General features: G+C 69.5%; 20 protein-coding genes. 6 read left to right on the top strand and 14 right to left on the bottom strand.

The features are described 5' to 3' along the window. Nucleotides 1-2: 2 nt before the first annotated feature. Genes shc through hpnC form a run of 5 tightly spaced genes read right to left on the bottom strand, consistent with a single transcriptional unit; the run spans nucleotide 3 to nucleotide 6,262 of the window. The gene (gene shc / locus RJ03_RS17065) at nucleotides 3-2,021 is read right to left on the bottom strand and encodes a squalene--hopene cyclase (protein WP_083870908.1); all 2,019 of its coding nucleotides are present in this window, start codon (nucleotides 2,019-2,021) and stop codon (nucleotides 3-5) included. Nucleotides 2,022-2,023: 2 nt separating this feature from the next. Then, nucleotides 2,024-3,040, bottom strand: a complete 1,017-nt coding sequence (locus RJ03_RS17060) for a polyprenyl synthetase family protein (protein ID WP_051024784.1) — start codon at nucleotides 3,038-3,040, stop codon at nucleotides 2,024-2,026. After that, nucleotides 3,037-4,506, bottom strand: coding sequence for a hydroxysqualene dehydroxylase HpnE (hpnE, locus tag RJ03_RS17055; RefSeq protein WP_051024789.1), 1,470 nt, complete (start codon nucleotides 4,504-4,506; stop codon nucleotides 3,037-3,039). The genes RJ03_RS17060 and hpnE overlap by 4 nt, the downstream gene beginning before the upstream one ends. Beyond that, the gene (gene hpnD, locus RJ03_RS17050; RefSeq protein WP_036503593.1) at nucleotides 4,503-5,402 is read right to left on the bottom strand and encodes a presqualene diphosphate synthase HpnD; all 900 of its coding nucleotides are present in this window, start codon (nucleotides 5,400-5,402) and stop codon (nucleotides 4,503-4,505) included. The genes hpnE and hpnD overlap by 4 nt, the downstream gene beginning before the upstream one ends. Before the next feature lie 5 nt (nucleotides 5,403-5,407). Further along, nucleotides 5,408-6,262: a squalene synthase HpnC gene (hpnC, locus tag RJ03_RS17045; protein WP_036503549.1), complete on the bottom strand. Its 855-nt coding sequence runs from the start codon at nucleotides 6,260-6,262 to the stop codon at nucleotides 5,408-5,410. 104 nt (nucleotides 6,263-6,366) lie between these two features. Between hpnC and RJ03_RS17040 the strand changes: the two genes are divergently transcribed. Continuing rightward, nucleotides 6,367-7,584, top strand: coding sequence for a helix-turn-helix domain-containing protein (locus tag RJ03_RS17040; RefSeq protein ID WP_063820397.1), 1,218 nt, complete (start codon nucleotides 6,367-6,369; stop codon nucleotides 7,582-7,584). A gap of 12 nt (nucleotides 7,585-7,596) precedes the next feature. Here RJ03_RS17040 and crcB (RJ03_RS17035) read toward each other — a convergent pair whose 3' ends face one another. The 3 genes from crcB (RJ03_RS17035) to RJ03_RS17025 all read right to left on the bottom strand — a co-directional run bounded on the left by crcB (RJ03_RS17035) (nucleotide 7,597) and on the right by RJ03_RS17025 (nucleotide 9,269). After that, complete coding sequence (gene crcB / locus RJ03_RS17035) at nucleotides 7,597-7,959, bottom strand: fluoride efflux transporter CrcB (protein WP_036503547.1); 363 nt, start codon at nucleotides 7,957-7,959, stop codon at nucleotides 7,597-7,599. Beyond that, nucleotides 7,956-8,474: a fluoride efflux transporter CrcB gene (crcB, locus tag RJ03_RS17030; protein WP_036503544.1), complete on the bottom strand. Its 519-nt coding sequence runs from the start codon at nucleotides 8,472-8,474 to the stop codon at nucleotides 7,956-7,958. The genes crcB (RJ03_RS17035) and crcB (RJ03_RS17030) overlap by 4 nt, the downstream gene beginning before the upstream one ends. A 147-nt stretch (nucleotides 8,475-8,621) precedes the next feature. Then, nucleotides 8,622-9,269 carry a phosphatase PAP2 family protein gene (locus RJ03_RS17025; protein ID WP_036503542.1) on the bottom strand — a complete coding sequence of 216 codons (648 nt, stop codon included), beginning with the start codon at nucleotides 9,267-9,269 and terminating at the stop codon, nucleotides 8,622-8,624. Nucleotides 9,270-9,463: 194 nt separating this feature from the next. On the opposite strand from RJ03_RS17025, the gene RJ03_RS17020 reads away from it, so the two are divergent. Then, a complete protein-coding gene (locus RJ03_RS17020) occupies nucleotides 9,464-10,198 on the top strand; it encodes a LysR substrate-binding domain-containing protein (RefSeq protein ID WP_036503541.1) in 735 nt (244 codons plus the stop codon). A gap of 47 nt (nucleotides 10,199-10,245) precedes the next feature. Here RJ03_RS17020 and RJ03_RS17015 read toward each other — a convergent pair whose 3' ends face one another. Continuing rightward, nucleotides 10,246-10,530 carry a DUF2631 domain-containing protein gene (locus RJ03_RS17015; RefSeq protein ID WP_086007267.1) on the bottom strand — a complete coding sequence of 95 codons (285 nt, stop codon included), beginning with the start codon at nucleotides 10,528-10,530 and terminating at the stop codon, nucleotides 10,246-10,248. Between the two features lie 162 nt (nucleotides 10,531-10,692). On the opposite strand from RJ03_RS17015, the gene dxr reads away from it, so the two are divergent. Then, a complete protein-coding gene (gene dxr, locus RJ03_RS17010; protein WP_036503588.1) occupies nucleotides 10,693-11,832 on the top strand; it encodes a 1-deoxy-D-xylulose-5-phosphate reductoisomerase in 1,140 nt (379 codons plus the stop codon). A 21-nt stretch (nucleotides 11,833-11,853) separates the two neighbouring features. Continuing rightward, nucleotides 11,854-13,077 (top strand): M50 family metallopeptidase, encoded by a 1,224-nt coding sequence (locus RJ03_RS17005; protein ID WP_036503539.1) that lies wholly within the window; start codon nucleotides 11,854-11,856, stop codon nucleotides 13,075-13,077. Here the strand turns inward: RJ03_RS17005 and RJ03_RS17000 are convergent. The 5 genes from RJ03_RS17000 to nfi all read right to left on the bottom strand — a co-directional run bounded on the left by RJ03_RS17000 (nucleotide 13,061) and on the right by nfi (nucleotide 19,193). Continuing rightward, entirely contained in the window at nucleotides 13,061-14,443 is a 1,383-nt protein-coding gene (locus RJ03_RS17000; protein WP_083870902.1) for a diacylglycerol/lipid kinase family protein, read from the bottom strand. The two genes, RJ03_RS17005 and RJ03_RS17000, sit on opposite strands and share 17 nt — an antisense overlap. Nucleotides 14,444-14,573: 130 nt before the next feature. Continuing rightward, nucleotides 14,574-17,369: a cation-translocating P-type ATPase gene (locus RJ03_RS16995; RefSeq protein WP_036503538.1), complete on the bottom strand. Its 2,796-nt coding sequence runs from the start codon at nucleotides 17,367-17,369 to the stop codon at nucleotides 14,574-14,576. Nucleotides 17,370-17,401: 32 nt separating this feature from the next. Continuing rightward, nucleotides 17,402-17,632, bottom strand: coding sequence for a hypothetical protein (locus RJ03_RS38960; protein WP_036503537.1), 231 nt, complete (start codon nucleotides 17,630-17,632; stop codon nucleotides 17,402-17,404). Between the two features lie 12 nt (nucleotides 17,633-17,644). After that, a complete protein-coding gene (locus RJ03_RS16985; protein ID WP_051024782.1) occupies nucleotides 17,645-17,905 on the bottom strand; it encodes a three-helix bundle dimerization domain-containing protein in 261 nt (86 codons plus the stop codon). A gap of 505 nt (nucleotides 17,906-18,410) precedes the next feature. Continuing rightward, the gene (gene nfi / locus RJ03_RS16980; RefSeq protein ID WP_245552305.1) at nucleotides 18,411-19,193 is read right to left on the bottom strand and encodes a deoxyribonuclease V; all 783 of its coding nucleotides are present in this window, start codon (nucleotides 19,191-19,193) and stop codon (nucleotides 18,411-18,413) included. Between the two features lie 255 nt (nucleotides 19,194-19,448). On the opposite strand from nfi, the gene ispG reads away from it, so the two are divergent. Both ispG and RJ03_RS16970 read left to right on the top strand, forming a co-directional pair. Beyond that, on the top strand, nucleotides 19,449-20,582 hold the full coding sequence (gene ispG, locus RJ03_RS16975; RefSeq protein WP_210743744.1) for a flavodoxin-dependent (E)-4-hydroxy-3-methylbut-2-enyl-diphosphate synthase: 1,134 nt from the start codon (nucleotides 19,449-19,451) through the stop codon (nucleotides 20,580-20,582). A gap of 108 nt (nucleotides 20,583-20,690) precedes the next feature. Next, the gene (locus RJ03_RS16970) at nucleotides 20,691-21,551 is read left to right on the top strand and encodes a GNAT family N-acetyltransferase (protein WP_083870899.1); all 861 of its coding nucleotides are present in this window, start codon (nucleotides 20,691-20,693) and stop codon (nucleotides 21,549-21,551) included. The last annotated feature ends 77 nt before the right edge of the window (nucleotides 21,552-21,628 follow it).

Genomic DNA, 21,628 nt, shown 5'->3' with positions numbered 1-21,628 from the left:
GGTCAGCTCCCGTCCCGACCGGCAGTGCCGGTTCCGTTCGAGCGCGCGGTGCCGGCGCTGAGGTCCTCGCCGCCCGATGCGGTCTGTCGCCGCACATACCGCCCCAGTGCCCAGATCGGGAACACCAGCCGGTACAGGTGGTAGTTGATGTAGAAATCGCCGGGGAATCCGGTGCCGGTGAACAGGTCCTCGTCCCAGCCGCCGTCGGGTCGCTGTGTGCGCACCAGCCAGTCGATGCCGCGGCGTACGGCGGGAGAGTCGTGTTCCTCGGCGGCCAGCAGGGCCAGCAGCGCCCACGCGGTCTGCGAGGCGGTGGATTCGCCGCGGCCGACCCATTCCGGCTCCCGATAGGAGCGCAGATCCTCACCCCATCCGCCGTCGGCGTTCTGATGGGCTTCCAGCCAGCGCACCGCCGCGCGGATCGTCGTCGACCGCGGGCTCGTGCCCGCCGCGACCAGCGCCGGTACCGCCGCGCCCGTGCCGTAGACGTGGTTGGCGCCCCAGCGCCCGAACCAGGAACCGTCGGACTCCTGATGATCGAGCAGCCAGCGCACGCCGCGCCGGCATGCGCGATCACCGCTGCGGCCGAGTACCGCCAGCATCTCCACCACGTGCGCGGTCACATCGGCCGAGGGCGGATCGGTGACGGCGCCGAAATCGCAGAACGGCAGTTTCGTCGGCAGGATCGAGGTGTTGTCGGCGTCGAAGGCGCCCCACCCGCCGTCGGCGGACTGCATGCCGACCGTCCAGCGCACCGCGCGTTCGATCGCGGTATCCAGTACACGGCGGTCCGGATGCGAAACCTGATGCAGCGCAATGACGATCTCGGCGGTGTCGTCGGTGTCGGGGTAGACGTCGTTGGCGAATTCGAACGCCCAGCCGCCGGGTTCCAGATGCGGCCGGCGCACCTGCCAGTCGCCGCCGGCGGTGATCTGCTCACCCAGCAGCCAGTCGGTGGCCCGCAGCACCGCCGGATCGTCCGGCGCCACTCCGCCGTCCAGCAGCGCGGCCGTCGCCAACGCGGTATCCCACACCGGTGACTGGCAGGCTTCGAGCCGCCGTAGCTCGCCCTCCGGTGTCTGTTCGCGGACGACGAAGCCGTCCAGGCCCGCGATGCCCGCCCGCATCGCCGGATGATCGAGCGGATAGCCCAGAAGGTGCAGGGCCAGTAGCGAATACACCCACGGCGGCTGGATTCCGCCCCAGCCGCCGTCGGCCTCCTGGCGGGCCAGAATCCACTCCGCGGCGTGCCGCATCGCCACATCGCGCAGCGGATTCAGCGGCAGTCGCGCGTAGGTGTGCAGTACCGTGTCGACACGCTGGAACACTCCGGCCAGGGAGGTGAGCGGCGCGCGGCGGGCCCGGGGCGCGCCGGTCCGCAATTCGTCGATGCCGAACGGCAGCGGGCGGCACGGCCGCAGTGTGGCCACCACGGTCAACGGCACCACGGTCTGGCGGGCCCAGCATCCCCAGTCGTAGATGTTGAGCGGAAACCAGGACGGGAACAGCACCAGCTCCGGTGGCAGATTCGGCAGATCGTCCCAGGACCACAACCCGAACAGCGCCAACCAGATTCGGGTGAAGACCCGCGAGGCCTCGATCCCGCCTTCGGCGCGCACGAAGTCGGCGGCGGCGCGCATATGCGGTGCGGCGGGGTCGTCACCGGCCAGCCGCAGGGCCACCCACGCCTCGGCGGTGGTCGACAGGTCGCCGGGGCCGCCGTGGAAGGTCGCCCACGTCGCGTCGGCGCGCTGCTGTGATCGGATCCAGCGCGCCGCCGGCTCGGTCACGTCCGGGGTGGAGATGCCGAGGAACTCCCGCAGCAGCAGATCTTCGGCGTCCATCGTCACATTGGTCGCCAATTCGCCCTTCCACCAGCCCTGTTCGTGCTGGGAAGAGCGCAGCAGCCGCACCGCCGCGTCGGTGGCGGCGCGGACCGCGCTCAGTTCGCCGGCGCCAGGCGCCGGATCGAACGCGGTCCGCCGGTTCGCTGCCGAATTGCCGGTGTGGGTGACTGTCATTCCTATGCACTCCGTTCCACGATGAAATCCGCCAGGTCACAGAGCTCCCGGCGGTATTCGGGGGTGAGGGTGGCCGTGGTGAGGGCCTGCTGGGCGGTGCGCACCCGCCGCCGGGCCTCGGCCCGTGCCCAGCGCCGGCCACCGGCGGTCTCGACCATGTCGGCGGCGGCCCGCAGATCGTGCTCGCTCGGTTCGCCCGATTGCGCCAGCCACTGCGCCAGCGCTTGCCCGGCCGGGCGGCCGGATTCCAGGCACCAGGTGACCGGCAGCGACTTCTTGCGCGAGCGCAGATCCGAGAACACCGGTTTGCCGGTCACCGCCGGATCGCCCCAGATGCCGAGCAGATCGTCGACGAGCTGGAAGGCGAGGCCGATGTCGTCGCCGTAGGCCTGCAGCGCCGCGACCGTCGCCGGTGGCGCCCCGGCCAGGACGCCGCCGACCGCGGCACTCGCCGAGAGCAGCGCCGCGGTCTTGCCCATGGCCATGCGGATACATTCGGCCAGGCCCACGTCGTTGCGATGTTCGAAGTCGACGTCGGCGGCCTGGCCGATGATCAGCTCCTGAGTCGCCTTCCCGACCAGCCGGGCCGCCGCCATCGCATGCGGGGAGCCGGAATCGAGCAGCACCTCGTGCGACAGCGAGAGCATCGCGTCACCGGCCAGCACCGCGACCGGATCTCCCCACACCGCCCACACCGTCGGGCGATGCCGGCGGGTGGCGTCGCGATCCATCAGGTCGTCGTGCACGAGCGAGAAGTTGTGCACGAGTTCGACCGCCACCGCACCGGGGACTCCGCAGAGTCCGTCGCCGCCGGCGGCGTGGGCGGCGAGCATGGTCAGCCGCGACCGCACCGATTTGCCGCTGTCGGCGACGACCGGGCGGCCGTGTTCGTCGCAGAAGCCGAGGTGATAGGCGACCATCGGGCGGATCGCGTCGTCGAGCCGTCCGACGGCGTCGGACAGCGCCGACCGGACGGCATGACCGTCGGCATCGACCGTGGACAGGGTTGTCACCGTCATCTGATCACCTCCGATATCCGCGTGCGGGGTTCGGGCGTACCGGTGCGCTCGGCGGCACCGGCGCGGGGACGGAACCCCGCCAGATACGAAATGACCTCCGCCGCGGCGGCTTCCCCGCTGCGCACGGCGGCCTCCATGGTCGCGGGCCAGCCGGTGTCGGTCCACGCCCCGGCCAGCGCCAGACCGGGCGATGCGGTGGCCGCGGGCGGACGCAGCCGCGCGCTGCCCGGCGCGGGCCGGAACGTCGCATGGCGTTCGCGAGTGACGAAGAAGTCGGCCACCTGTGCCGTACGGGCGGCGGGCAGCAGCTGTTCGAGGGCGGGCAGGAATTCCCGGCGCAGCTCGGCGACCGGGCGATCGATGAATGCGTCGGCGGCGGAGACGGAGACGGCCAGATACTGCGCGCCGGCGGGAAGCGGGCCCGTTGCCCCCGCCGCGCCGGGGCCGTCGGTCGTAGCCGCGCCGCGGGGGCCTGCCTCGGTGCGCAACCCGGATGCATCGGTCCGGTCGAACACCCACTGCACGACCGTGCCGACGCCGGCTCGCAGCGGTTCGTCCATCACCGGCCGGTCGTAGAGCACATGAATGTTGACGATCGGCGAACTGCCCAGGGCCGCAGCCCAATTCGCGGGCAGGTCCACCGCGTCGGCGGGCAGCAGCGTCTGCGCCGCCGTCGGGGGCACCGCCGAGACGACCGCGTCGGCGGCATATTCGCTGTCGCCGGTGTGCACCGACCAGCCGGCCTCGGCCCGCCGGACGGCTGTGACCTTCTCGTGGATCACCGTCGCACCCGCCGCGGTGAGTGCCGCCTGTCCGGCGTCGCCGTGCAACTGGCGCAACGGGATACGCGACCAGCCGATATCCGCCGCGTCCGAGTCGGTGAGCAAGCCGACCTGGAATACGGTGGCGGCCAATGCCAGCGATACGTCGTCGGCCCGGGCGTTGAGGGTGGCAATGCCGACCAGATCCCACAGGCTGTCGACGGCATCGCGATCCTGACCGTGCGCACGCAACCAGTCACCGAAACTCGTTGCGTCCGTCCGTGGATCGGTGGTGTCGACCGCCCGCAGTGCCAGCGCGGCCCGGACGAAGCGTAGCCGCGCGCCCGGCGACAACCAGGGATAGCGCAGCAGCGCCCAACTCAGATGCAGCGGCGCCGGCAGCGGCAACCGCCGCAACCGGCCCACCCGTCCGCCGCCGGATACCGGGATGTCGAGGCGCGGTTGCAGCCGGACCGCATCGCGCATGCCGAGCCGATCCAGCAGCGCGAGATAGCGGTCGCAGCAGCGCAGGAATACGTGCTGGCCGTTGTCGATCCACAGCTCACCACGGGGGAACGAATGCGTCAGCCCGCCCAGCCAGGGCCGGGATTCGAACAGCCGCACCGCATATCCGGCGTCCGCGCAGCGCAGGGCCGCGGTCATCCCCGCGAGCCCGCCGCCCACCACGGCCACCCGCGCCGTCATCGCGGGCCCCACCCGAATGTGGTCATCGAATACTGCAGTAGCGCGCCGGAGGCGACGCGTGTCTTCTCCCGTCCGCTCAACGACAGCCGCCGGTTGTAGACGGCCACCGGATTGGCGCGGATGCGCTCGTTGAGCCGCCGGTAGATACCCGCCATCGCCGCGCAGCAGGCGGCACTGCGGCCGTCCAGATGCGGAATCAGACGCAACCCCAGGCAGTACCAGTTCTCGGCGCGCTCGGCGCCGGTGCGGATCAGCGCGGCCAGTCCGCCGTTGGGATCGTCGAGCGCCCCACCGGCGTCGAGTTCCAGTTGGACGCCGAAGCGCCGCAGTTCGTCGCGGGGCAGATAGACGCGGCCGTTGCCGAGATCCTCGCGGATATCGCGCAGAATGTTGGTCTGCTGCAACGCGATCCCGAGCTGATCGGCGTACAGCGGCGCGCACGGATCGCCGCCGGAGCCGAAGATCGACAGGCACAAGCGGCCCACCGCCCCGGCCACGCAGCGGCAGTAGTGGGTGAGCTCGCCGAAATCGGTGTAGGTGACGCCGTCGACATCGGCCTGCACCCCGTCGATCAGTTCGCCGAACGCGCCCAGTGGCACGGGATAGCGCCGAGCGGTGTCGGCGACGGCGAACAGCACCGGATCATCGGTTCCGGCGCCGCCGGTGACCTTGTCCAATTCCTTGCGCAACAGGGTCAGCGCCTCGGTTTTGGCGGCCGGTTCGCCCTGCTCGTCGCCGATATCGTCGATGCGCCGTGCCAGCGCGTAGAGAGCGCACAGCGCCGAGCGCTTCTCCGGGGGCAGCAGCCGGATGCCGTAGTAGAAGTTCTTGGCCTCGATGCGGGTGATCCGTTCACAGGTGTCATAGGCCGCCACCGTGGTCGGCCCGGTCGCGATACTGCTCACTGCGGCACCACCGTGGCCTTGCCGAGCAGCGTGACCATCGAGGCCACGGTGTCGACGTGCCGGGGCCGCACCGGTTGGCTCCACACATCGCCCTCGGCCACGCGCAGCGCTCGCGCGGTCGCGCAGCCGCCCGCGAGATATCCCGAGACCGCGAGCCGGGCCCATCCGGTGAGCCGGGCGACCAGCGGAGCGCCTTCGCCGAGCATCGATTCGCAGCGTTCGACCTGGGTGAGCACCACCGTCCGGCACGCCGGATCACCCGGTCCGCCGGTGGCCAGCGCCGCTTCCGCGACCCCGGCTGCGGCCAGATCGTCCTGCGGCAGATAGATGCGCCCGGCCGCGTAGTCCTCGGCCACGTCCTGGCAGTGCTCGAGAACCTGCAGGGCCGAACACACCCGATCCGACAGTGCCACCGTGTCCGGGGTGGACTGGTCGAAGACCGCCAGCACCAAGCGGCCCACCGGATTCGCCGACAGCCGGCAGTAGCCGAGCAGATCCTCGAAGGTGGCGTAGCGGCCGACGCGCTGATCGAGCAGATTCGCCTCGATCAATTCCTGGAACGCCTCCTGCGGCAGATCGCACGCCGCCACGGTGGGGGCCAGCATCTGCAGCACCGGATCGTCGGGTGTGCGACCCTGGTAGAGACCGGCGAGGTCGGCGCGCAGCGTCAGCAGGTGCGACACACGATCGCCCGGGGCCGCGTCGCCGACCTGGTCGATTAACCTGGTGGCTGCGTAGACCGCGTGCAGGTGCCGGCGTGGTTCGCGCGGCAACCACCGCAGCGCGACGGGAAAGTTCTCTTCCTTTTCACGGGCCCGCAGCCAGCGGGCCGGGGCTGTCGCTGCGTCCATGATTCGATGGTGAACGCAACACAGGGCTCAAATCTTCAACCGTTGAAGTGATTCCGGTTGGCGTTTTTTGTATCCGGAAGATAATCGAGTCGGAGAGGACTCGAATGAGCGATTCCCATAATGAAATTCCGATAACACCGGAGGCATTGGAGCAGCTTTCGGAGGAACTCGACGCTAGGATGCCCGATCTTCTGGACGAGGTTCGTGATCTGCTCGCCGCCGAGTGGCCCGACTACGCGCGCTATCTCGACGACCATCGCCCCGAGGTGGCCGAGGTCGGCGTGCTGTTCGTCCATCGGCTGCTGGACCTGGCCGAACACGGGCCGCGCACAGGCGATTCCGCTGGTGAGGGCGTTCCGCCGCCGACGCAGCTGGTTTTCGAACAGGTCGGCCGCCAGCAACTGCAGGACGGCGCGGACCTGTCCGATCTGCTCGGCGCGTACCAGGTCGGCGCCCGCGCGGCTTGGCATCACGTCGCGGAAACGGCGCTGAAACTCGACCTGGGGCCGGAGGTCCTCGCGGTGCTGGCGGAGGCCGTTTTCGCCTTCGTCGACGAATTCTCCGCGGCCTCCGCACACGGTTATGTGCTCGAACAATCCGCGTCCAGCGCGGCCCGGGAACGCCATCGCGAGGAATTGGCGGAAATGTTGCTCTCCGGGCGTTCCGACACCATCGGAATCCGGCTGGCCGCCGAGCGCGCGGGCTGGCAACTGCCCCCCGAGGTCGCGGTGGTCCTCGCCGATCCGGCCGATGCGCGCTCCTGCGGGGTGGTGGAACATCTCGGCGGTCACTGCCTGCCGATCCGGCGCGACGACGCGATCGGGGCGATCGTGCCCAGTCCGATGCTGGGCGGGCGGATCACCCGGCTCGTCGCCGCGCTGCGGGGCTGCGACGCGGTGATCGGTCATCCGCTCACACTGGACCTGCTGCCGACCGGTATGCGGATCGCTCGCACCGCGCTGCGGTTGCGCAAGGCCGGGGTGCTGTCCGGATCGCCGGTCGTGGTCGCCGAGGAACTCGACACCATCATCGCCAATCGTGACGAATGGCTGCTGGAAACGCTGCGAGCCCAAGTGCTGCAACCACTTCGGGAGCTGCCCGACGGTAAGCGCGACCGGCTGGTCGAAACGCTGCGCAGCTGGCTGTGGAACATGGGCGACCGGCACGCGGTCGCCGACGATCTGCACATCCACCCGCAGACCGTGCGTTACCGCATGGACCGGCTGCACGATCTGCTCGGAGAACGCCTGGATTCGCCGCGCGAGCGGGCCCGCATGTATCTGGCGCTGGTCTGGGACCAGCCGCACGGACGAGCCGGTTGAGTACGCGAGTCCTCAGCCGATCAGCGCGTGCGCGACGGCATAGCCGAGCAGTGCGGCACCCAGTCCGGCGATCACGCTGATCACCACGTTCATCGCGGCGTAGAACACGGCGCGCTGTTCGAGCAGCCGGACCGTCTCATAGCCGAAGGTGCTGTAGGTGGTGAGCGCCCCGCAGAATCCGGTGCCGGCGAACGCCAGCACCGGACTGCCGGCCGCACCACCGGTGAGCGCGCCCAGGATGAGGCAGCCGACGATGTTGACCGTCAGCGTGCCCCACGGAAACAGGCTGTCGTGGCGTGCCTGCACGAACCGATCGGTGAGATAGCGGGCCGGGGCACCGAGCACCGCACCGGCGAATACCAGGACGACGGTCACCGTGCCTCCCCTCGAATCACCTTGCGAAGCACCGTCATTCGCGTCACCGTCACCCCGGCGAGCACCGCGAGCAGCGCGCTCAGCAACGTCGCGGCCAGATAGACGAACGCCGTCACGGCCGAACCGGGCTGCAGCAGATTGCGGATCTCGACGGCGTAGGTGGAGAAGGTGGTGAACCCGCCCAGAAATCCGACCCCGAGGAACGGCCGCACCAGTCGATGCGCCGACCACACCTCGGTGATCAGCACCATCAGCACGCCGATGGCCAGGCAGCCGAGGACGTTCTCGGTGAAGGTGCCCCACGGGAACTGCCCGGGGCGGGTCGGCAGCAGCTGGGTCAGGCCGTAGCGGGCCAGACCGCCCAATCCGCCACCCAGCCCGATCACCGCCAGTACGGCGCCGTGTTCGCGCAGTAGTTCGCGGCGCTGGGACGGGACGTGCAGATCGATATCCGGATCGACCGGCCGGTCGGCGGATGCGCCGGGCCGGGGCTCCTCGCGGCGTAGTTCGGTCAACGACGGACTCCTACTCGAACACGAACATGGCGGTACCTCGAGTAGGGACTGTTGGCGATCGTCCGATCACGGTTGCTCCGGCCGCTGCGCCGAAGTGGCGAGCCCCACCGCCACGTCGGACAGAATAGCGAACCCGGGCGGACTCGCTCACACCCGCGATACCGGCGTACTTCCGGTGTCGGCGACCAGCGGCGCCAGTGCGGAGGACCGCATCCGCGTCACCATCGCGGTGGCCGGGCGGGCCAGCAGCAGACTGACGGCCGCGGCGACCGGAATGGCCAGGATCGCCGAGGCCACGACGTCGTGCGGGTAATGACCGCCGACGTAGACCCGGCTGAAGGCCAGGACGACCGCGAACACCGCTGTGATCCAGCCCAGCCGCCGATTCAGCAGATACAGCGCCGCGACGGTCGCCGCGGCGGTGGTGGTGTGGCCGCTGGGGAACGAATAGTCGCTCGGCACCGGGCACGTCTCGATGATGTAGGCGGTGGGCACGCCCCGGCACGGGCGCGGTTCGGCGACGATCACCTTCACCACCTCGGCGACCAGATAGGCGATCACCACGCTCACCGGAGCCAGCAGCGCCAGCGCCATCGACCGGTCGTCGCGGCGGCGGGCCTGCCACCAGCCGATCACCATCAGCACCGCGAACACCGCCAGGCCGGCATCGGTCAACCACAGCATCGTGTCGTTGAGCCACCGGGTGTGGTCGGCGAAATCGGTGATGGTGGTGAACAGCGGCCGATCGAATCCGGGGCCGCCGGATGCCATCGGGGCCGGGGAGGGGGTCGTCAACGCATATCCGATCTGGTCTGCCCGGGACGCCGGGGGAGGATGGGAAACGTACTGCGATCATTTCTACCGTGTTCGCCCGGCGGGCACGGTTTCGACCACTGCCGTCGACCTCCGTGTCACCTCGATCGCGTACCGGACCGCTGTGGTTCGCGGCGGATGCCGGGCCGCCCCGCCCGGTGCCATACGCTGGCCGCATGACCGAGTCTGCTCCCACCGCGCTGCGCATCGGCTACGTCCCGGGCGTCACCGTCGCCAAGTGGGCGCGGGTGTGGGCCGAACGCTTCCCCGACGTCCCGCTCGACGTGATCGCGGTGCCGCAGGCCCAGCAGCGCGAGGCCCTGGCGCAGGGACGGGTCGACATGTGCTTCGTCCGGTTGCCGATCGAACGCGAAGGGCTGCACGCGATTCCGCTCTACCACGAGGTCGCCGTGGCGGTGGTGCCCAAGGATCATCCGATCGGGCTGTTCGACGAGGTGAGCCTGGCCGATCTGGACGGCGAGCGGATGCAGGACGCGACCGATCTCGACGCCGTGGGCGACACCGTCGAGTTGGTGGCCGCGGTCGGCGGGGCGGCGGTGGTGCCGCAGTCGCTCGCGCGGCTGCATCATCGCCGCGACCTGATCTATCGTCCGCTCACCGATGTCGATCCGACGCAGATCGCCCTGTCCTGGCCGATCGAGGACGCGGTCGAACTCGCCGAGGAATTCATCGGTGTCGTGCGGGGGCGCACCGCACGCAGTTCCCGGACCACCGGTGAACGGGATCGGCGCGGGCGCCAGGAGTCCGGCACGCGCGCCGAAGGCGGTGCGGCACAGCGCGGTAGGAGCCGGGGCGAGAGCGGTGCGAAACCGGCCGCGCGCCGGGGTGGCACGGCGAAACCGGGGCGGGCGGGTAAGGCCGGCGGCCCCCGGAAACGACGCGGCCGCTGAGGCGGAACCTCAGCGGCCGGTCGAAACAGGCTGTGCGCGAAGCGGATTCAGCGCGGCTTGCGCTGGATGATCGAATCACGGATCAGCACGGCCGCCAGCGCGACGGCGAAACCGATCAGGAAGATGTATCCGGTGTAACCGGTGCCGGAGGTGTGGCCCTGCTGGTTCTCGAACAGCATGGCCAGCAGGATCACGACGACGACCCATCCGGCGATACGGAAGGTGCGCCGCGATTCACCACTCCAGCCCCAGGCGGCGGAGGGAACCTCGGCGGGATCGACCTTGGTGACGACGCCGGCGCTCTTGGCGGGTTCCAGTTCCGTGGCGGCCACGTTCGCTCCCATCATTTCCGTGTGCGCTGCGGCTCGCGGGCGCGGAGTACGCCGTGAGGTCCGCAGGTCGTGAAGGTGTCTGTCGAGAATATGTTTGCATACGACCGGCCGTCGTAGCCAGCGGGGTGACGTCCGCGGCGATTCACCGTGGACAATGAGTGCGTGTCCGACATCGTGAAAGTTCTGCTGCTGGGCAGCACCGGCTCCATCGGCACCCAGGCATTGGAGGTCGTCGCCGCCAATCCGGACCGATTCCAGGTGGTCGGACTGGCCGCGCGCGGCGGCAATACCGACCTGCTGGCCGAGCAGATCCGCGCCACCGGCACCGACAACGTGGCCGTCGCCGATCCGGCCGCGGCCGCGAAACTCGGTGTGGCCCTGGCCGGTCCGGACGCGGCGACCGAACTCGTTCGCCGCACCGACGCCGACGTGGTGCTCAACGCCCTGGTCGGCGCGCTGGGGCTGCGGCCGACGCTCGCGACCCTGGAATCGGGGCGGCGCCTGGCACTGGCCAACAAGGAATCGCTGGTCGCGGGCGGCAGCCTGGTGACGCGGGCCGCCACTCCCGGGCAGATCGTCCCGGTCGACTCCGAACACTCCGCGATGGCGCAATGTCTGCGCGGCGGGCGCGCCGACGAGGTCGCGCGGCTGGTGCTCACCGCCTCCGGCGGCCCGTTCCGGGGCTGGACCGCGCAGATGCTGGAATCGGTGCGCCCCGAGGAGGCCAAGGCCCATCCCACCTGGTCGATGGGTCTGATGAACACCCTCAATTCGGCCACGCTGGTGAACAAGGGCCTCGAACTGATCGAGGCGCACATGCTGTTCGGCATCGACTACGACAAGATCGACGTCACGGTGCATCCGCAGTCGATCGTGCACTCGATGGCGACCTTCACCGACGGCTCCACCCTCGCCCAGGCCAGCCCGCCGGATATGAAACTGCCGATCGCGCTGGCGCTGGGCTGGCCGGACCGGGTCCCCGGCACCCTCGCCCCGATCGACTTCGGCACCGCGTTCACCTGGGAATTCGAACCGGTCGACACCGAGGTCTTCCCCGCGGTCGAACTGGCTCGCGCGGCGGGTAAGGCCGGCGGCAGCGTGACCGCGGTCTACAACGCGGCCAACGAGATCGCGGTGCAGGCGTTCCTCGACGGTGCGCTCCGATTCCCGGATATCGTGCGCACGGTCGCGCGGGTGGTCGAGTCGGCCGACCGCTGGGCCGCGGAACCCAGTACCTTGGACGAGGTGCTCGCGGCGGATGCGTGGGCGCGACAGCGTGCGCGCACGCTCGTGAGCAACTGATTCAGGAGGGTTCCATACCGCATGGGCTTCGCGATCGGATTCGTGCTGTTCGCCCTCGGCATCACGGTATCGGTGGCGCTACACGAATGTGGCCACATGTGGGCGGCGCAGGCCACCGGCATGCAGGTGCGCCGCTACTTCGTCGGCTTCGGGCCGAAGGTGTTCTCCTTCCGCCGCGGTGAGACCGAATACGGCCTCAAGGCGCTGCCGCTGGGCGGTTTCTGCGATATCGCGGGCATGACCGCGCTGGACGAGGTACCACCCGAGGACCTGCATCGCGCGATGTACCGGCAGGCCACCTGGAAGCGCCTGGTGGTGATGTTCGGCGGCATCGCGATGAACTTCATCCTCGGCTTCCTGCTGATCATGCTCCTCGCGGTGGCCTGGGGGCTGCCGCGGCTGGATTCGCCGCCGGCCACCCAGATCTACCCGGCCGGTTGTGTGCCCGCGCAGAACCCCGACGGGTCGACGCAGAAGTGCACCGGCCCCGGCCCGGCCGAACGCGCCGGACTGCAGCGCGGCGACCTGGTGACCGCGATCGACGGCAAGCCCGTCAAGACCTGGGACGACTTCCGCTCGATCACCGAGAAGGCGAACGGCCCGGTCGTCTACACGGTCAAGCGCGACGATCAGACGCTGCAGATTCCGGTGACCCCGGAGCGTGTGGCGACCTATCCGCTGAAGTCCACGGACAGTTCCGAGCGAGTCACCACGCCGGTGTACGTGAGCAAAGTCGGTGTGGCACAGGATGTGTACAGCCCGGTGAAGTACAACCTCATCGCGGCGGTTCCGGCGTCAGCGGCCTTCACCGGCGACATGTTCGGCCGTACCTTCGCTTCGCTCGCGCAGATGCCGAGCAAAGTGGTCAGTCTCTGGCACGCCGTGACCGGTGGTCAGCGCGATGCCGACACTCCGGTCAGTGTTTACGGCGCCAGCAAGATCGGCGGTGAGACGGCCGAACACGGATACTGGAACATGTTTGTGCTGGTGCTGGCCAGCCTGAACTTCTTCCTAGGCGCGTTCAACCTGCTGCCGCTGCTGCCGCTGGACGGCGGCCACATCGCGGTAGTGATCTACGAGAAACTGCGCAACATGTGGCGTAACCGGAGAGGGCTGCCCAACGGCGCTCCGGTCGACTACATGAAGCTGCTACCAGCCACCTACATCGTGGTGGTGATCGGCGGTGCGTACATGATCCTCACCCTGGTCGCCGACATCGTGAACCCGATCAAGCTGTTCCCGTAGCGAATCCGGCGTGCGCGCGGCCGATCGCCAGATCGCGCAGGCGCATCCAATCCAGAGCCGGTGCGGCTGGGCGTATTCCGGGGCGATTACGCGGCACACGCACGCGCAGGGCGCCCGGTTCGACGACGCATCGCACCGGTGTGTCGAGCAGTAGCGATTCTCCGTCGACGCCCACGGGGATCGATGCGCCACCGGCCTCGACGACGACCGCGGACGCGGTCTGCTGCGTCAGGCCGCGGCTGTGCGTGCGGCGGATCAGACCCACGGCCGCGCGGGTATCGGAGACCGAGACCGTGACCGCCCCGAGCACGCCGCGGTCGAGGCGGTCGCGGCGGCTCAGCCCGGCGAGATCGCTGGTGCCGTAGGGGTTGTTGCTCACCAGCACCGCTTGCGGGCCGATCACCGTGGTGGCGCCGATATGAGCGATCAGCCGGGTCCCGCTGTGGCCGGCGAGCAGATCGGGGAGCAGGCGCAGGACGGTCGCGGTCTTGTCGTCGCGGTAGGCGGGGCTGCGCACGATTTCGGCGTAGACGCCGAACGAGGCGTTGTTGACGAACGGTCGGCCGTTGACGCGGCCCAGGTCGACGCGCATCTCCACACCGTCGCGTAAGGCGTCGAGCCCGGTCGCCGGATCGGCGCCGCCGAGCCCGAGGTCCAGCGCGAAATGGTTGCGGGTGCCCGCGCTGAGCACCAGGAACGGCAGGTCGTGCGCGGCCGCGACATCCGCCACGAGGGCTTGGGTTCCGTCGCCGCCCGCGACGCCCAGCAGATCCGCGCCGCGTTCGACGGCCTCGCGGGCCAGGGCGGCCACATCGACGCTGCCCTCCAGCAGGACGACCTCCGCGCCGAGTTCCTCGGCCCGGCGCCGCAGATCGAATTTCGCGACCTTCCCGCCGCCGGATCGCGGATTCATGATCAGGAACGGTCGCCGCGGTGGCGGTGCGGCGTATTCGACCGCGGTTGTGTGCGTGACGAGGGGGCGCAGCGCACGGTGGGCGGACACCACGGCGGCCAGGGCTGCCGCGCCCGTCAGCAATACCACCCACAGCAGGCCGGCGCGCACGAACATCACGAGCACCACGATCGGCGTCGCGACCGCCACCGCCGCCGACACCCAGCGCAGGACGCCGCGCGCGCTCACGAACCAGTACAGCGCCGCCACGGTCACCACCATGCCGCCGGCGCCGACGATCAGCACCACGAGAGTACCCAGGAGTCCGGCGAACACCACCGGTACCACGACCGTCACCGCGGCGCAGGCGAATGCCGTTCGCGCCCAGCGGGTTCGGCCGCGCAGGTCGTGACGACCGTTCGCGGTGCCGGTCGCTGCACGGTGGGTATCCGGCCGGTCGGGGGTGTGATCCATGGCGTGCCTCGTCCCGGAGTTCAGGTGCCGGCCGGGCGGCCGGATCGGTGCCGGAAGGGTCCAGGCCGGTGATCGCCTCGGCGACGACCACCCATTCGACGGGATCGGGGCGATCGCGCGACGACCGGCCTCAGTAGGTCCGGGCTCGCAGCGGCGCCACCGCGACCGCAGCGTTCAACGGCTCCGGCGGTGTACTGCGGCGAATGTGGCGGCGCCGCAGCGCCTTCTCCGCCTCGACGGCGAGCGGGATCAGCAGCGACCAGCCGAGACAGGCCAGCCACTGCCCGCCCGTCAGCGAGGTCGTCATCAGCAGGTCCTGCAGGAAGCCCAGCTGCACGGCCAGAACGGTGACCACGACCGGTATCGACAGAATCTTCAGGGCGCCGAGAATCGGTGCGGTGAAACCGGATTCGGGGTCGCGACGCATCGCCAGCCCGGCGAGGACCGACCCCAGCGACAACACCACGAAGGTCGTCGTCATCGGCACCGAGGCGGTGTCCGTGCTCATCTCGCCGGGCGCCAGCAGCATGGCGGCGAGGGCGACCGCGAACTGCAGCACACCGTAGATCAGCCACTGCGTGAACGCGGTCCGGTTGGCGATCGGCATCGCCGGATCGCGGGGCGGTTTGTTCATCAGATTCGGTGGCGGGGGATCGGTCATGATGACCGCGACCGGGAACAGCGTGATGAAGAAGTGCTGGAACAGCACCATCAGCGGGGTCAGCGCGACGCCGTGGTTGATGTCGAAGATGCTGGCCACCAGGAACAGCAGGACCAGGGAGAACAGTTTCGACATCTGGTACCGGATGTAGGACACGATCTTGTCGTAGATGCTGCGGCCCAGGCGGATCGCGGTGATCAAGGTCCCGAAGTTGTCGTCGGTGAGCACCATCTTGCCCGCCTGTTTGGTGACCTCGCTGCCCGAACCCATCGCGACGCCGATATCGGCCTTCTTCAACGCGGCGGCATCGTTGACCGCGTCACCGGTCATCGCCACCACCGCGCCGGCACGTTGCATCACGCCGGCCAGCCGCAACTTGTCCTGTGGGGTCACCCGGCCGAAGACGTGCAGATTCGGCAGCGCCTCGGCCAGTTGCTCGTCGGTCATGGCTTGCAGTTCGGCGCCGCCGACCGCCCCCGGCCCCAGCCCGAGCTCGGCTCCGATCGCGGCGGCGGTGATCGCGTGGTCGCCGGTGATCATGCGCACGTCGATGCCCGCCTCGTGGGCGATGCGCACCGATTCGACCGCCTCGGGCCGCAGCGGGTCGATGATGCCCGCCATGCCGACGAAGGTGAGATCCTCGACCATCGACATGGGGTCGGCCCGCGCGGCGTCCTCCTGACCGTCGAGGATCCGGGCAGCGAAGGCCAGGACGCGAAGCCCCTGCTCCGACATGGTGCGCATCGCGGCGGTGATCTCGGCGCGCACCTCGTCGATCGGCACCTCGGTGCGGCCCGGGCGGTAGGCGCTCGCGCAGCGGGCCAGGACCATATCGGGTGCGCCCTTGACCAATTCGACGAATCGAGTCTCACCGTCGACGCGCAGATGGTGGAAGGTCGCCATGAATTTGTAGGCCGAGTCGAAGGGCACCGCGGCGACGCGCGGGTAGTCGCGGCGGGTGAGCGGAGCGTCGATGCCGAGCTTGGCCGCCAGGACCACCAGGGCGGCCTCGGTCGGATCGCCGACCACCTCCCCGGTGTCGGCCACGGTGGCATCGCTGTCCAGGCACAGCCCGTAGGCGAGCAGGGTGAAATCCGGGACGCCCGCACCGGCGGCCTCGGTGACGGTTCCGTTCTTGCTGTAGCCCTCTCCGGTCACGCCGTACCACCGGCAGTGGAAGAACAGCGAGCGCACCGTCATCTGGTTCATGGTCAGGGTGCCGGTCTTGTCCGAGTTGATGGCGCTGGTCGCACCCAGCGTCTCGACATCGGTGAGGTTCTTGACCACGGCCTTGGCGTCGGCGAGGCGGCGGGCGCCGTAGGCGAGCATCGCCTGGACGAAGGTCGGCAGCCCGGTGGGAATCGCGGAGACGCCCATCGAAATGCCCAGCAGCAGTACCGCTGTCACATCCTGACCGCGCAGCGCGCCGATCACCACGATGATCGCCACCGCCGTCCACGCGATCACACCCAGCAGTTTCGTCAGCGAATCCAGCTCCCGCTGCAGCGGTGACCGCGACGGGGCGACCGCGGACAGCATGGACGCGATCCGGCCCATCTCGGTGTTCATCCCGGTTTCGGTCACCACCATGGTCGCGGTTCCCCGAGTGATCGAGGTGTTCTGATAGACCATGTCGGCGCGGTCGCCGAGCGGCACGTCCGCAGCGGCGAGGGTGCCGGGATCCTTGGCGACGGGGGCGCTTTCCCCGGTGAGCGCCGCCTCCTGGGTTTCCAGAGTGGCGGAGGTGACGAGCCGGCCGTCGGCGGGGACGATATCGCCGGCTTCGAGCTGGACGATATCGCCGGGCACCAGCTCGAGCGCGTCGAGCTGGATCAGCACTCCGTCGCGCAGCACCCGCGCCTGCGGCGACTGCATCTTCGCCAGGGCGTCCACGCTCGCGCGCGCCACGAGTTCCTGCCGCGTGCCGAGCACCACGTTGAGTACGACCAGCACCGCCACCACGACGGCGGTCGGAATCTCGCCGATGACGACGCTGACCACCACCACCGCGATCAACATCAGGTTCATCGGATCGCGGAGCTGGCGCAGCGCGACGGTCCACGGCGCCGGTGCGGGTTCGGCGGCTATCTCGTTGGGGCCGTAGCGTTGACGCCGCTCCTCGGCCGAGGCGGAGGTGAGGCCGGTATGCCGGTCCGAGGACAGCGCCGCCACCACGGCGTCGGCGTCGCGGGCGTGCCACTCGGCCGGTTCGGGAGCCGGCGGACCCGCCGACGAACTCTGGGGCACCGCGTGTGTGGCCGCCATAACGCTCGTCCTTTCCCTCGGCGCGCGAATCCTCAGTACGGCGTCGGACTCCAGTGCAGCGGCTGCGGGGGGACGCGATAGCCGTTGGCGCTCTGCCGATCCGGTAGCACGACCTCCGGCCGGTCGAGCGGCGCGCCGGAGGCTTTCACCCACTCCCGCAGCGCGACCAGTTCGGCCGGCCGGCGCGGACGGTGGGAACGCTCGGTGACCGTGTTCCCCGGTCTGTCGGCCCGGCCCTTGCCGTCGTGGGACTTCTTTCCCAAGAACTCGTCTCCTCAGATGACCGTCACCGGGTGGGTGCCGCGCGCACGGGTGCGAGACGAGGGCGCCGCTGTTCCGGCCGGACGGATGCTGATCGCTTGCCGCGCCGCCTTCTCGACCAGAAGAGGGACGAAGTCGTGTACTCGTGCATCGGAGAACCGCTTGTGGATGCCGCGCACGATGAGTTCTATGTCCCCGGGCGGGACGGCCGGGTGGCTTGCGATCAGCCGCTCGATGACTTGTTCGACCTGAATCAATTCCTCATCGCCGGTCATCGGTCCATCGTCTGCCCGGCGACGGAACTCGTCAAGGCACGAATTGGACGCGAATTTCGACCGCGGCTTGCCTTTTCGTGTTTCGCCCTGTCCGTCGCCGGCATCCGCTCCGCGATTACACGGCTTGATCTGCGATATTCAGCGCGGAAGCGGTGGCGGCGGTGGGCCCCCGGCGGCGTCGCGGATCGGAGGAAAGGAGTCGGATCGCACGGAGACAGGACGAATTGATTTTCGGTTTCCAGCTGCTTCGATTGTGTTCGAGGAACAGATAAACAAATCGATCGGGTTGATCGTGCCGGTAATTCGACAACCAATATTCGGAAGGAGGTGGCATTCGACTCCGGCGCCTCCCGGACGATGATCGCCCGTCGCATCGGGTGGCGTTGACGCTTCGCGGATCTCGCCGGTGAGCACGTCGAGAACTCCCATTAGCGATGAGATTGCCGAAGCTCGTCTCCGGCATTGTTTCGATGCTGCCGCGCGGCGCCGGTCGCCGGATTCGCGCTCAGCCGCGAGCGGCGGTGTCGCGCAACAGGGTCCGGCACAGCTGATCGGCGCGACGGGTGGTTTCGGGCTGGCGGTACTTCGGCGCCAGCGCGAGAACCTGGGCGCAGGCGGTGTCGAGGGAGATGCGATGGCCCACCGATACGTACACCGGTTTGATCCCGGGCTGGGTGCGCAGCGCCCGCCCGACCACCGCACCGTCCACGGTGATGTCGGCGACCGAACCACGCGCGGCGTCGGGCTCGCCGCAGTCACCCCACACCGTCTTGGCGACGCCGATCGACGGCAGCCCGGTCAGCACGCCCAGGTGGCACGCCAGCCCGAAGCGCCGCGGGTGGGCGATGCCCTGGCCGTCGCACACCAGCAGATCGGGCGTGGTGCCGAGGCGTTCCAGCGCGGCCAGGGTGGTCGGCAGCTCCCGGAACGCGAGCAGGCCGGGGACGTAGGGAAACCGTGTCGTGCCGTGGGCGACGGCGGTGTCGACGGTCTCCATCGTGGCGATATCGAGGACCACGACGGCGGCGACCACCGCGCCGGACTCGTCGTAGGCCGAATCCAGGCCCGCGACGGTGCCGAATCGCGGCGGCCGCGGGTCGTGGGTGAGCACCGAATCGCGCAATCGCTCCTGCAGTGCCGCAGCCGCTTCCGGGTCGGCGGGCAGTTCCGGAGTCATCGCCAGGCGCACGGTCAGCGCCGCCCGACACGTGGTCGTGGGATGTACATCCGGTGAATCCTCCTGAACGCGACGGTGGGTGCGGGCCTTCGGCCGGTCCACGGTAACCACATCGGCCTCCGAGCGGAAAACCCCGGATGACCGGGCACACCAGAGGGCCGCGAGCAGCCCGGCCGCGCAGCGGTGCGGTCCTGGTCACAGTCGTTCCGGGCGGTCGAGGACCCCGGACGCGCCGGCCACCGGCCGGGGTGTCGGTGCTCTCACAGGTCGCTCCCATACCGCCCGCACTAGACTCGGCAACGAACGGGTGCACCAGACGCAGACGAAAGTAGGCAGCCGAACGTGAGCACAGCCATCACCCTGGGGATGCCGGCCGCACCGGCGGCGGTCCTCGCACCGCGGCGTAAGACGCGACAGCTGATGGTGGGCACGGTGGGAGTGGGCAGTGATCACCCCATCTCCGTCCAGTCGATGACCACGACCAAGACCCACGACGTGAACGCCACGCTGCAGCAGATCGCGGAGTTGACCGCATCGGGCTGTGACATCGTGCGCGTGGCCTGCCCGCGGCAGGAGGATGCCGACGCGCTGCCGATGATCGCGAAGAAGTCGCAGATCCCGGTGATCGCGGACATCCACTTCCAGCCGCGCTACATCTTCGCCGCGATCGATGCCGGCTGTGCCGCCGTGCGCGTCAATCCGGGCAACATCAAGGAGTTCGACGGCCGGGTCAAGGAGGTCGCCAAGGCCGCCGGTGCGGCCGGAATCCCGATCCGGATCGGCGTGAACGCCGGCTCCCTGGACAAGCGCATGCTCGAGAAGTACGGCAAAGCCACCCCCGAGGCGCTGGTGGAGTCGGCGCTGTGGGAGGCGAGCCTGTTCGAGGAGCACGGCTTCGGCGACATCAAGATCTCGGTCAAGCACAACGATCCGGTGGTCATGGTCGAGGCCTACCGGCAGCTGGCCGCGCAGTGCGACTACCCGCTGCACTTGGGCGTCACCGAGGCCGGACCGGCCTTCCAGGGCACGATCAAATCGGCGGTGGCCTTCGGCGCCCTGCTCAGCGAGGGCATCGGCGACACCATCCGGGTCTCGCTGTCCGCGCCGCCCGCCGAGGAGGTCAAGGTCGGTGGGCAGATCCTGCAGTCGCTGAATCTGCGGCCGCGCAAACTCGAGATCGTGTCCTGCCCCTCCTGCGGACGTGCGCAGGTCGATGTCTACACCCTCGCCAACGAGGTCACCGCGGGGCTGGAAGGTCTCGAGGTGCCGCTGCGGGTGGCGGTGATGGGTTGTGTGGTCAACGGTCCGGGTGAGGCGCGCGAGGCCGATCTGGGTGTCGCCTCCGGCAACGGCAAGGGCCAGATCTTCGTGAAGGGCGAGGTCGTCAAGACCGTGCCCGAACATCAGATCGTGGAGACTCTGATCGAAGAGGCCATGCGCATCGCCGACGAGATGGGTACCGACGCCGAAACCGGCGAGCCCGTCGTCACCGTCGGATGATCGCCGGACGCGGATAGGGGAGTGGGCGTGTCGCGCGCCGGCCGCATTCTGTCCCTGGAGCCGAGCAAAGCCCCCGCACGCAGGCGACGTTCATGGCAGGCTGGGAGCGTGCGGAGTGTGCTGGAACCGTCGCGCCGGTCACGGATTTCCGGTGCTCGTCAGCTCGCGGATCGCGATCTGGCGCAGGTGCTGGAAGTGCTGGACACCGATCCGGTGGCCGGGTGCATGGTCGCCGCGCGCCTGCAGGAATACGGTCTGGACAATCGCGGCGGCGGGGAACTGTGGACGCGGGGCACCCCGACGGATTCGCTGTGTTTCTCCGGCGCCAATCTGGTGCCGCTGCGTGGGACGACCGACGATATGCGCGCCTTCGCCGACCGGGCGGCCCGCTGGCCGCGGGTGTGCTCCTCGGTGGTGGGCCGCCAGGAATTGGCGTTGCCGCTGTGGGAGACGCTGGAGCAGCGGTGGGGTCCGCCGCGCGAGATCCGCGCCGATCAGCCGCTGCTGGCCCTCGACGGCCGCGCCCAGGCCGTCCCCGATCCGAAGGTGCGCCGCGTGCGCGGTGACGAGCTGGAACGGTATCTGGTCGCCGCGGTCGCCATGTTCACCGAGGAGATCGGCGTCGATCCGCGGGCCGGTGACGGTGGTCGCGGATACCGGCGTCGCGTCGCGAGCCTCATCGAAGCGGGCCGCGCCTGGGCGCGCTTCGAGGACGGTGAGGTCGTCTACAAGGCCGAGGTGGGAGCCATGTCCCGGCGGACCGGCCAGATCCAGGGCGTCTGGGTGCATCCGCAGTGGCGCGGGCGAGGCCTGGGCACCGCCGGGACGGCCGCGGTCGCCGATGCGGTGGTCGCGGCGGGGCGGACCGCGAGCCTGTACGTGAACTCCTACAACGAGGTCGCCCGCCGCGCCTACGCCAAGGTCGGCTTCCATCAGGTCGCGACATTCGCGACGATCCTCGTGGACTGAACGCCCGGTTCCGCCGCGCACCGGGCAAAGCCAGTGTGTCGCAACGTTTACCAGCGACCGGCTGGCTACCATCGGTG

The organism is Nocardia aobensis NBRC 100429 (assembly GCF_000308375.1).
Classification (GTDB): Bacteria; Actinomycetota; Actinomycetes; order Mycobacteriales; family Mycobacteriaceae; genus Nocardia; species Nocardia aobensis.
Note: the sequence above shows the minus strand (reverse complement) of the source record. Positions and strands in the feature narration are given on the sequence as shown.

Coding starts and splice junctions, on each gene's coding strand:
- RJ03_RS17020 (WP_036503541.1), top strand. CDS start 9,464: ATGACCGAGTCTGCTCCCACCGCGCTGCGCATCGGCTACGTCCCGGGC.
- hpnC (WP_036503549.1), bottom strand. CDS start 6,262: ATGGACGCAGCGACAGCCCCGGCCCGCTGGCTGCGGGCCCGTGAAAAG.
- RJ03_RS17060 (WP_051024784.1), bottom strand. CDS start 3,040: ATGACGGTGACAACCCTGTCCACGGTCGATGCCGACGGTCATGCCGTC.
- RJ03_RS17005 (WP_036503539.1), top strand. CDS start 11,854: ATGGGCTTCGCGATCGGATTCGTGCTGTTCGCCCTCGGCATCACGGTA.
- RJ03_RS17000 (WP_083870902.1), bottom strand. CDS start 14,443: ATGGATCACACCCCCGACCGGCCGGATACCCACCGTGCAGCGACCGGC.
- hpnE (WP_051024789.1), bottom strand. CDS start 4,506: ATGACGGCGCGGGTGGCCGTGGTGGGCGGCGGGCTCGCGGGGATGACC.
- RJ03_RS16995 (WP_036503538.1), bottom strand. CDS start 17,369: ATGGCGGCCACACACGCGGTGCCCCAGAGTTCGTCGGCGGGTCCGCCG.
- RJ03_RS17040 (WP_063820397.1), top strand. CDS start 6,367: ATGAGCGATTCCCATAATGAAATTCCGATAACACCGGAGGCATTGGAG.
- RJ03_RS16985 (WP_051024782.1), bottom strand. CDS start 17,905: ATGACCGGCGATGAGGAATTGATTCAGGTCGAACAAGTCATCGAGCGG.
- shc (WP_083870908.1), bottom strand. CDS start 2,021: ATGACAGTCACCCACACCGGCAATTCGGCAGCGAACCGGCGGACCGCG.
- ispG (WP_210743744.1), top strand. CDS start 19,449: ATGCCGGCCGCACCGGCGGCGGTCCTCGCACCGCGGCGTAAGACGCGA.